Below are 2482 nucleotides of genomic sequence, written 5' to 3' on the forward strand. Positions count from 1 at the left end.
CGTCAGGCGTAGCGCAGTTCCGCGGGGCGGACGGTGCGGCGCAGCAGGGGCAGAGCGGTCGTGGCGGCCAGGAGGCAGGTCGCGTAGACGGCGAAGGGGACCAGCAGCGACACCCACGGCAGGGACCAGCCGCCGCCCTCGGCCAGCACGGCGTACCCGAAGCCGATGACCGCTCCTCCGGCCCCCGCGAGCAGCAGGGCCGGGGCCAGCGGCAGCGCCGTCTCAAGGAGCAGCGCCCTGCCCAGCACGGAGCGCGGCACGCCCGCGGCGGTTTGTGCGGCCAGGCCCCGCCGCCGCGTGGCCAGGGACTCGGCCGTGCCGACCGCGAGACCGGACAGGGTGATCGCCAGCGCGACCACCAGGGCGGCGGCCGTGAGGTCGAGGCCGGTGGTGTAGAAGGAGCGGCCCTCCGCCAGCTGCCGCTGCGAGTCCAGCACCTCGAGCATCCATTGCCGCAGACCCACGAAACCGGTGCCCACGACCGTCACCAGCAGCACCGCGGCGTGCGTCCGTGCCGCCGCCCACGGGTCGTCGCGCAGCCGTCCCGCCGCGATCAGCACGGCCGCCGACCGGGCCCGGCAGGCCAGCAGCCGCCCGGTCAGCCTCGCCGTGGCCCCGGAGAGCCACACCGCGCCGGCGCCGACCGCGAGGATCGCTCCCATCACACCGCTCATCTCACCGGGCCTGAGCTGCTCCTGCCCGCGCACCCCGAACCGCTCCAGCCACTCGCCGGCAGCGGCCTGCGCCGCCCGGCGGCCGGTGCCCGCCAGCATCAGCGGCAGCGCCACGTTGTCGAGCGCCGTCAGCTCCGGTATCAGCTGGCCGAACTGGAAGACCACCCCGAACTCGGTCCGCCGCAGCTCGCTCAGCCGCTTCTCGGGGAGCCGGTCGAGCCGCTCCCCGGCATACGTGACCGAGCCGGAGTCGGGGCGGACGATCCCGGCGAGGCAGTGCAGCAGCGTCGACTTGCCGCTGCCGCTCGCCCCGGTGACGGCGAGGATCTCACCGGCCCGCAGCTCGAGGGAGGCGCCGCGCAGGGCCTGGGTCCTGCCGTACCTTGACGAGGTCACGGGCCGCCAGGAGCGGCACTGGGTTGCTCATGCTGTGTCGACCTCCGCGGTCAGAGAGGCGAGCCGGGCCGCCGTGGTGTTCATCCAGCGGAGGTCGGCGTCGAGGTGGTTGAGGGCGTAGTCCGCCGAGAGCACGGTCGCCAGGTCCGCGCCCTTGGCCGACTTCAGCGCGGTCAGCTCCCGCATCCGCGCCATGTGTGCGGCCCGCTGCGCGCGCAGATAGGCGGCAGGGTCGCCGCCGGACAGGATGGACAGCACGACCTTGGCGAAGATCTCGTTGGCCACGAAGGGGGCGGGCGGGGTGATCTCCCCGGCCCAGCGGGCCAGTTCGCGTGCCCCTTCCTCCGTGGAGCGGTACATGGTCCGCTCGGGGCCGCCGTCCGCGTCGGTGCCCTCGATCTCGGCGAGGCCGTCACGGACCAGGCGCTGCAGGGTCGTGTACACCTGCCCGTAGGCCAGCGGACGGGCCTGGGGAAAGCGTTCGTCGTGGCGTCGCTTCAGGTCGTAGCCATGGCTCGGCCCCGAGGCGAGCAGTCCCAGCAGGATGTGGCGGGTGCTCATGGAGATCAGTATGCACTGAGTACATGTACTGAGTGAATAGTGATCGGTGAAGAGGTGAGTGGGGATTCCGTCGAGGGCAATGAATCCTGGCGGCCTGCCCGCTCGGACCGCGGCTCAGTCCGCCACTCTGTCGGCCACTCTGTCCGCCGCTCTGTCCGCCACGGCGAATGCCTCCACCGACCACAGCGAGTACCCGTACTGCGTGGCCCGCCGCTCGCCCTGGACGCGTACGAAGCGCACCTCGCGTTCGTCCATGCGGAGCGTCTCGTGGCCGCCGCGGCCGTCCTTCACGCGGACCGCCGTGCGCCAGGTGCGGCCGTCCGCCGAGACGTCCACGCGGTAGACCGACGGATACGCGTCCTGCCAGCGCAGCTCGACGCGGCCCAGCCGCACCGGACGGCCCAGGTCCACCTGCCACCAGGCGCCGTCCTCGGCCGGGGACGACCAGCGCGTCCTGGGATCCCCGTCGTTCGCCGCCGCCGCGGGAAAGTCGGGCGTCTCGTCCGCCGAGGAGCTCGCCCGGCCGGTACGGGCCAGGTCGGGGCCCGCGGTGCGCGGGACGGCGTGCACGGTCAGCGTGCGCCGCACCCCGCCGAATCCGAGCCGCACCTCGTACCGCCCGGCCGGCGTGCCCCGCTCCACGGCCACCTCGACCGGCACCCGTACCGAGGTGCCGCGCGGCACGCCCACCTCGCCCTTGGGCACGCGGACCCGGATGCCCTCGGGCGCCTCGACGGTCAGCCGGTCGCGCACCCCGGCGGGGCGGCGGGAGCCGAGGGTGGCCGTCAGCCGGCCCGAACCGTCCACCGCCACCTGCTTGTTGCTCTGCACGTCGCAGTAGGTGCCGGCCG

General features: G+C 74.1%; 3 protein-coding genes. All 3 read right to left on the reverse strand.

The window, feature by feature from the left end; translation table 11 throughout:
- Window positions 1-2 precede the first annotated feature (2 nt).
- Window positions 3-1070: an ABC transporter ATP-binding protein gene (locus ABD207_RS02730; RefSeq protein WP_344009758.1), complete on the reverse strand. Its 1068-nt coding sequence runs from the start codon at window positions 1068-1070 to the stop codon at window positions 3-5.
- Window positions 1071-1097: 27 nt separating this feature from the next.
- Window positions 1098-1631 carry a PadR family transcriptional regulator gene (locus ABD207_RS02735; protein ID WP_344009759.1) on the reverse strand — a complete coding sequence of 178 codons (534 nt, stop codon included), beginning with the start codon at window positions 1629-1631 and terminating at the stop codon, window positions 1098-1100.
- A 114-nt stretch (window positions 1632-1745) separates the two neighbouring features.
- Window positions 1746-2482, reverse strand: a 737-nt coding sequence (locus ABD207_RS02740) for a discoidin domain-containing protein (protein WP_344009760.1), incomplete at its 5' end; no start/stop codon positions are given.

Origin of the sequence: Streptomyces thermospinosisporus (genome assembly GCF_039526425.1) — a bacterium.
Classification (GTDB): Bacteria; Actinomycetota; Actinomycetes; order Streptomycetales; family Streptomycetaceae; genus Streptomyces; species Streptomyces thermocarboxydovorans.

Coding starts and splice junctions, on each gene's coding strand:
- ABD207_RS02735 (WP_344009759.1), bottom strand. CDS start 1,631: ATGAGCACCCGCCACATCCTGCTGGGACTGCTCGCCTCGGGGCCGAGC.